This window comes from Xenorhabdus littoralis (assembly GCF_033949345.1).
Lineage (GTDB): Bacteria > Pseudomonadota > Gammaproteobacteria > Enterobacterales > Enterobacteriaceae > Xenorhabdus > Xenorhabdus littoralis.
On the sequence record NZ_VCDP01000006.1, the window covers coordinates 132,193 to 141,499 of the forward strand.

Genomic DNA, 9,307 nt, shown 5'->3' on the forward strand with positions numbered 1-9,307 from the left:
AATGAGTAATAACGAACAGACCCTGCTGAAATTAAGACAAGCGGTGCTCCAGAAAAAAATTAAAGAACGCATCCAGAATAGTCAGGTCGGGGAAAAAAACCAGATAGTCCCGAGAGCGGCTGATCAACAGACACTGCCTCTGTCCTGGGCGCAGCAACGCTTGTGGTTTCTGGCACAGTTAGATCCGTCCGCGCAGACAGCGTACCATATTCCGGGTGGCCTGCGTCTGCAAGGCCATCTGAATCTGACCGCCCTGCAAACTGCACTGGATAAAGTTGTCGCCCGCCATGAAATTCTGCGTACCACTATCAGCATGGTCGAAGGACAGACTCAGCAGATTATTGGCAAGCCAGAGAGGGGTTTCTCGCTGGTTATTGAAGATCTCAGCCACCAGCCTGAAACAGAACGACAAATCGCTGTCAGTGACATAGCCCAGCGTGAAACCAACCTGCCATTTGATTTTGAACACGGCCCCCTGATCAGGGGGCGACTCCTGCGATTAACGGAAAATGAGCATATTCTGCTGTTAACCCAACATCACATTATTTCCGATGGTTGGTCGCTCAATATCCTGATGCAGGAACTGTCCACCCTTTACCACGCATTCAGCGAAGGACAAGATGATCCCCTGCCTGCCCTGATGCTCCAGTATGCCGACTATTCCCTCTGGCAGCGGCAGTGGTTACAGGGAGAAGTTCTGGAAAAACAAATTAATTTCTGGCGTGATGCGTTGCAGGGCGCACCCGCGCTTCTGGAACTTCCCACCGACAGGCCACGTCCGGAAAAACAGAGTTATGCAGGAGGAAGTGTCAGTATTGCTCTGCCACAGGAAGTCAGTACCGGATTACGGGCACTCAGCCAGCGTCACGGCACGACATTATTCATGACCCTGATGGCAGGATGGGCAACGTTGCTGTCCCGTCTCAGCGGGCAGAAAGATTTAGTGATAGGCACACCGGTAGCCAACCGACAACATCGCGAACTGGAGCCGCTGATCGGTTTCTTTGTCAATACATTGGCGCTACGGATTCAGTTGGATGATAACCCACGTGTCAGCGATTTGTTGGCTCAGATCAGACAACATGCCCTAAAAGCGTATGCACATCAGGATCTGCCTTTCGAACAATTGGTCGAGGCCCTGAAACCGCCGCGCAGCCTCAGCCATAGCCCGATTTTTCAGGTTATGATGTCAGTGGACAATACGCCGGGACAACAAAGTATTGAACTGCCGGGCACCCTAATCAGCGAAATCAATCTCACCGAAGAGAGTTCGCATTTCGACCTGTCACTCTCCATGAATGACACTGAAAATGGCTTAGTGGGTGATTTGGAGTATGCCAGCGACCTGTTCGACCATGCCAGCGTTGAGCGCATCGCCGGTTACCTGCAAACGTTACTGACGGCGATGGTCAGGGATGATTCGCAGCATGTGGAAGATTTGCCACTCCTGCAACCTCAACAGCGCGCACAAGTCTTGGTGGATTTCAACGATACTGCCTTCCCGTACTCACAAGAGCAGCTTATCCACCAACTGTTTGAGCAACAAGTGGAACGGACACCTGATGCTATTGCATTAATATTTGGCGATAGCCAACTGAGTTATGCGGAACTGAATCGTCACGCCAACCAACTGGCGCATCACCTGATCGCCTCCGGTGTTCGCCCTGATGATCGCGTCGCCATCTGCGCCGACCGCAGTCTGGATATGATTATCGGCATGTACGGCATCCTGAAGGCAGGAGCGGGCTATATTCCGCTTGATCCGGAATACCCCGCTGACCGATTGGCCTATCAGTTATCAGACAGCAAACCGGTATTACTGCTGACCCAACAGCATTTGCAGGCACGTTTGCCCGTACAGGATATCAATGTCTGGCAGCTGGATGATGAACAGAACCGGAGCAGCGTAGCACAACAACCGACTGATAATCCTGATGCACACCTGCTGGGGCTTCAACCGCACCATCTGGCCTACATTATCTACACTTCCGGTTCAACCGGAATGCCCAAAGGGGTGATGCTGGAACACCGCAATGTAGTGAATTTTATCCACGCCCAGCGTCAGACCAGCGAACCACAGCCGGGCGATCGCATCCTGCAATTTGCGACCGTCGCATTTGATACCTCGGTGTCGGATATTTTCCCGACCCTTGCCTCCGGTGCCACACTGGTTCTGCGCCCGCCTCACATCAGAATACCGGATATCACTTTTGTTAATTTCTTGCGCCAACAAAAGATCACGATCATGGATATGCCGACCGCGTTCTGGCATCACTGGGTACAGGAGATGACGGCAGGTCGCAGTGGTTTCAGCCCTGACCTGCACACCATTATTGTAGGTGGGGAAAAAGCAGAATATCGTCATTTAATCAATTGGCTGTCCAGTCCGGAAACCCGGGCCTGCCGCTGGATCAACTCCTATGGCCCGACCGAAGCGACGGTCATCGCCACGACATTGACGATAAAAGACAAGCAGTCTTTACATATCGTCAATGATATTCCGATTGGTTACCCGCTGCCCAATACCCGCATTTATATTCTGGATGCACATGATCAGCCCGTTCCTATCGGCGTCAGCGGCGAAATTCACATTGCTGGCGCAGGGATTGCCCGGGGTTATCTGAATCGCCCCGATTTAACGAAAGAGAAATTTGTCGCTGACCCATTCAGTGAACAGCCCGATGCCCGCATGTATAAAACCGGCGATTTGGGACGCTGGCTGCCGAACGGCATGATTGAGTATATGGGACGCAATGACTTTCAGGTCAAGATCCGCGGTTTCCGCATTGAGCTGGGGGAAATTGAGGCACAACTGGCCGCCTGTGAAGGCGTCAGCGATGCGGTCGTTATCGCCCGTGAAGAAACATTGGGAGACAAGCGGCTGGTTGCTTACCTGATCCCGCAATCAGGCGTCACTCTCAGCCCGTCTCACCTGCGCGAACAGTTAAGCACCCGATTAATGGATCATATGCTGCCCAGCGCATTTGTGATACTGGAGGCTTTCCCGATGTCCGCCAACGGCAAGCTGGAGCGCAAAGCCTTGCCTGCTCCTGACCATACCGCCATTGTCAGCCGTGAATACGAAGCGCCACAAGGAGATATCGAGCCGAAACTGGCATCAATCTGGCAATCTCTGCTGAGTTTGGAACAAATCGGGCGTCAGGATAACTTCTTTGAACTGGGCGGACATTCATTACTGGTAGTCAACCTGATTGAACAGCTCCGCCAGCAGGGTCTTTCCCTTGATGTCAGCGCCGTTTTCTCCTCGCCGACACTGGCGGCAATGAGCACCCTTATCAGTCAGAATACCACCCAGACTGCCGCCATTCCGGATATTCCGCCTAATCTAATCCGTGAGGATAGTCAGGCCATCACGCCAGATATGCTGCCACTGGCCGAGTTGGAACAAAACCAGATAGACCAGATTGTTGCCCACGTGACAGGCGGTATTGCCAATATTCAGGATATCTACCCACTGGGACCCTTGCAGGAAGGCATTCTGTTCCATCACTTGCTGGAAACGGAAGGTGACCTCTATCTGGATAATCATTTAGTGGTTTTTGACAGCCGGACACGACTGGATCGTTTCCTGCAAGCACTTCAGCAAGTGATCGACCGGCACGATATTTTACGCAGCGCCATGCACTGGAAAGAACTGCTTAAACCCGTTCAGGTTGTCTATCGCCGTACACCGCTGCCAATTATTGAACTCACACTGGCAGATAGAAAATCAGCAGAAGAGAGCGCCGAAGCTCAATTGCGCCGTCTCACTGATTCTCGTGTGGTTCGGATGGATATTACCAAAGCGCCACTGTTAGCTGCGCATATCGCCCAAGATCCGGATTCCGGCCAATGGCTGCTCTCCTTGCTCTACCACCATTTAGTTTGTGACCACATTTCACTGGACATAATCTTCGGTGAAGTGCAATCGATCCTGTTGGGTGAGAGTGACAACCTGCCAACGCCCCTGCCTTACCGCAATTTCATTGCCCAGATCCGCAATGTGCCGTTGGAAGTTCACCAAGCCTATTTCCGCGAGTTATTGAGTGACGTGGAAGAACCCACCCTGCCTTTCGGATTATTGGATGTTCAGGGCGGCAGCCTGAATGAAATCGTGGAGAATGTCTTCACACTGGATAGCACGCTGGCGAAAAATCTGCGCGATTGTGCCCGTCAGTCGGGCATGAGCGCCGCCGTGCTGTTCCATGTGGCATGGGCGCAGGTATTGGCGCGATGCAGCGGACGGGACGATGTGGTATTCGGTACAGTGCTGCTGGGACGACTGCAAGGCGGTATCGGCGCTTCCGAAGTGCTGGGTATGTTTATCAATACCCTGCCTGTCCGCGTTAAATTACAGGCACGAACGGTTAAGCAGGCCGTACAGGAAACTTATCAGCAGCTAAGCGCACTTCTGGAACATGAGCAGGCACCACTGGCTGTCGCCCAGCGTTGCAGCGGCATTCAGGCACCATTACCGTTGTTTAACAGCCTGCTCAACTTCCGTCATAGTCCGCGTGCCGATGAACAATCCACTTCATCGGCCTGGGAAGGCATTCAGGAACTGGAAGGTGAAGAACACAGTAATTACCCGCTGTCGCTGGATGTGGATGATTTTGATGACGGATTTGCCCTGACCGCCCAGTGCAGCCAGCAGATTAATCCGGCCCGCATCAATGCCTATATGGACATGGCGCTGAAAGGGATTGTGGCAGCGCTGCAATATGCGCCTGAACAAGCGATTGAAGCTATCGATATCTTGTCACAGGCAGAACGCACCCAATTACTGGAAACGTTCAACGACAGCACGTTCACTCACACGCAAGATGTTTTAATCCACCAACTGTTTGAGCAGCAAGTCGAACGCACCCCTGATGCCATCGCGCTGGTCTTCGGCGAAACTGAACTGAGTTATGCTGAACTGAACCAACATGCCAACCAATTGGCTCACCAGCTCATTGCGTCCGGCATCCGTCCTGATGATCGTGTTGCCCTGTGTGTCGATCGTGGTTTGGATATGATTATCGGCATGTACGGTATTCTTAAGGCTGGCGCGGGTTATATTCCGCTCGATCCTGAATATCCGGCCGAACGGCTGGCCTATCAGTTGTCAGACAGCAAACCAGTGTTGCTGCTGACTCAACAGCATTTACAGGGACTCCTGCCGGCAATGCAAGACATGTCTGTCTGGTTACTGGATGATGAAACGCACCGCAATAACGTGGCAGAACAGTCTGTACAAAACCCTGATGCCAAACTGCTGGGGCTTGAACCGCATCATCTGGCCTATATCATCTACACTTCCGGTTCAACCGGAATGCCTAAAGGGGTGTTACTGGAACATCATAATGTGGTGAGTTTTATCCACGTCCAACACCAAACCAGCGAGCCTCAGTCCGGTGATCGTATTCTGCAATTCGCGACTATGGCATTCGACACCTCAGTGTCTGATATTTTCCCGACGCTGGCCTCCGGTGCCACACTGGTTCTGCGACCGCCTCATATCAGAATACCGGATATTACTTTTGTTAATTTCTTGCGCGAACAAAAAATCACGATTATGGATATGCCGACCGCGTTCTGGCATCAATGGGTACAGGAAATGACCGCCGGTCGCAGTGGTTTCAGCCCTGACCTGCACACCATCATTGTGGGGGGCGAGAAAGCAGAATACCGCCATTTAATCAATTGGCTGTCCAGTCCGGAAACCCAATCCTGCCGCTGGATTAACTCCTATGGCCCGACCGAAACTACCGTCATTGCCACGACACTGAAGCTGGATGCCAAAGAATCCCTGCATTTCGAAAACACGATCCCGATTGGTTATCCGCTGCCCAATACCCGTATTTATATTCTGGATACGCATGGCCAGCCCGTTCCTATCGGCGTCAGCGGTGAAATCCATATCGGTGGGGAAGGTGTTGCCCGTGGTTATCTGAACCGGGATGATTTAACCGCAGAGAAGTTTGTCACTGATCCGTTTAGTGGACAGACGGATGCACGTATGTACAAAACTGGTGATTTAGGGCGTTGGTTGCCGAATGGCATGATTGAATATCTGGGGCGCAATGATTTTCAGGTCAAGATCCGTGGCTTCCGCATTGAATTAGGGGAAATTGAGACACAATTGGCGGCCTGTGAGGGCGTCCGCGATGCGGTCGTCATCGCCCGTGAAGAGGGAACGAATGACAAGCGCCTGATAGCTTACGTGATCCCGAAAACAGGCTTCACGCTGACACCTGCAAATCTGCGCGAACAACTGAGCACTCGCCTGATGGAATATATGCTGCCCAGTGCGTTTGTCATACTGGAGGCTTTCCCGCTCTCTGCCAACGGCAAACTGGATCGCAAGGCATTGCCCGCACCCGATCATACCGCCACCGTCAGCCGTGAATACGAAGCACCGCAAGGAGAAACTGAGCAAAAACTCGCGGCTGTCTGGCAATCCCTGTTGGGACTGGCGCAGGTCGGACGCTACGACAATTTCTTTGAACTCGGAGGACATTCGCTGCTGGTCGTCAGCCTGATAGAACAATTGCGTCAGCAAGGCCTGTCCATTGATGTCAGCGCGGTATTCTCTGCGCCGACACTCGCTGCCATGAGTGCCCGCCTGAGTAAAAACAGCGAACAGGATACCGATGCACTGGCTGCACCGCCTAATTTAATCCAGCCAGATAGTCAGGCCATTACGCCAGATATGCTGCCACTGGTGGAATTGACACAGGAGCAGATTGATCAAATTGTTGGCCATGTACCGGGAGGCGTTGCCAACATTCAGGATATCTACCCGCTCGGGCCATTGCAGGAAGGTATTTTATTCCACCACTTGCTGGAAGAAAAAGGCGACACTTACCTTGAAAACATCCTCATAAACTTTGACAGCCGGGTCCGGCTGGATAGTTTCTTGCAGGCACTCCAGCAGGTTATTGACCGACATGATATTCAACGCAGCGCTTTCCACTGGCAGGAGTTGCCCACACCGGTACAGGTTGTCTACCGCCACGCGCCGTTGCCTGTTACGGAGGTTACGCTGTCAGCGGAAGAAAGTGCGGAATCTCAATTACAACGTCTCACCGACCCGGACACAATACGGCTGGATATCACCAAAGCCCCGTTATTGGCAGGCCACATTGCCAAAGACCCCGACTCCGGACTGTGGTGGCTGAGCTTGCTGCATCACCATCTGGTCTGTGACCATTTATCGCTGGAAATCATTTTCAGTGAAATACAGGCACTGCTCACGGGTGAAGCAGATAATCTGCCCGCCACCGTTCCTTACCGTAATTTTATTGCCCAGATCCGCAAAGTACCGATTGAGGTACACAAAGCCTATTTCCAGCAATTACTGGGCGATGTGGAAGAGCCGACACTCCCCTTTGGATTATTGGATGTACAGGGAGGCAACCGCGATGGACACAAGGATGAGCATAAAGAAATAGTGGAGGATATCTTCACACTGGATAACGAACTGGCACAGCAGATCCGTGATTGTGCCCGCCAGCAGGGCATCAGTTCAGCGGTTCTGTTCCATGTCGCATGGGCACAGGTATTGGCCCAATGCTGTGGTCGGGATGATGTGGTATTCGGTACAGTGCTGCTGGGTCGATTGCAAGGTGGCATTGGTGCTTCCCAGGTGCTCGGTATGTTTATCAATACCCTGCCTGTCCGTATTCAGTTGCACGGACGTACGGTTAAACAGGCAGTACAGGAAACCTATCAGCACTTGAGTGAATTGTTGGATCATGAACAGACACCTCTGGCGATAGCCCAACGTTGCAGCCGTGTTCAGGCATCGCTGCCACTGTTTAACAGCCTGCTCAATTTCCGCCATAGCCCGCGCGATGATGAGCAATCCGATTCACCGGCCTGGGAAGGCATTCAGGAACTGGGAAGTGAAGAGCGCAGTAACTACCCGTTGTCGCTGGACGTAGACGATTTTGATGACGGTTTTGAACTGACGGCACAATGCAACCAGCAAGTTAATCCGGTACGCATTAACGCTTACGTGAATACTGCGTTGCAAGGCATTGTGACGGCACTGCAAAGTGCGCCTGAACAAGCTATTCAGTCAATCGATATCCTGCCATCGGCAGAACGCAGTCAATTATTGGTGGATTTTAACGACACTGATTTGGACTATCCTCAGGATATGTTGATTCATCAACTGTTCGAACAACAGGCAGAGCGGACACCAGATGCCACTGCGTTAATATTTGGTGATACGCAATTAAGTTATGCACAACTGAATCGCCGCGCCAACCAACTGGCACACAGCCTGATTGCGGCGGGTGTTCGTCCGGATAACCGCGTCGCGATTTGTGTTGAGCGCAGTCTGGATATGATCGTTGGCATGTACGGTATCCTTAAGGCGGGTGCGGGTTACGTTCCGCTCGATCCTGAATATCCGGCCGACCGACTGGCCTATCAGTTATCAGACAGCAAACCGGTATTGCTACTGACCCGGCAACATTTACAGTCACGCTTGCCGACACAGGACTTAAACGTCTGGCTGATGGATAATGCAACTTATCAGGATAACGTGGCAAAACAGCCTGAATGCAATCCTGACACCCACCAGATGGGGCTAAAACCGCATCATCTGGCTTATATCATCTATACTTCCGGCTCAACCGGACAGCCCAAAGGGGTCATGCTGGAACATCGCAATGTGGTGAACTTTATCCATGTTCAACACAAAACCAGTGAACCACAGTCAGGAGATCGCATCCTGCAATTTGCCACTGTGGCATTTGATACCTCCGTGTCGGATATCTTCCCGACCCTCGCCTCGGGAGCAACACTGGTTCTGCGCCCTGATCATATCCGCGTACCGGATGAGGAATTTGTCGCCCTGTTAAATCAGCAGCAAATCACCATCATCGATATGCCGACCGCTTTCTGGCACCAATGGGTGCAGGAGATGACGGCAGGACGCAGCGGATTCGGCCGACATTTACATACAGTGATTGTCGGGGGCGAGAAAGCGGAACTCCGTCATCTGCTCAACTGGCAATCTATGCCGGAAACGCAATCCTGCCGTTGGATCAACTCCTATGGCCCGACCGAAACTACGGTTATTGCGACGACACTGAAATTAGACAACAAACAATACCCTGATATCACTGATAACATTCCGATTGGCTATCCGCTGCCCAATACCCGCATTTATATTCTGAATGCGCTCGGACACCCCGTTCCTATCGGTGTCAGCGGCGAAATTCACATTGCTGGCGCAGGGGTTGCCCGTGGTTATCTGAATCGACCGGAACTGACGGCAGAGAAATTTGTTATCGATCCTTTCAGCACCAAA

1 protein-coding gene is annotated in these 9,307 nt (G+C 52.1%); it reads left to right on the forward strand.

Annotation, left to right across the window (positions count from 1 at the left end; genetic code table 11):
• Position 1: 1 nt before the first annotated feature.
• Positions 2-9,307 (forward strand): non-ribosomal peptide synthetase (locus FE394_RS02815; protein ID WP_319924886.1); only part of this gene is annotated, 9,306 nt, incomplete at its 3' end.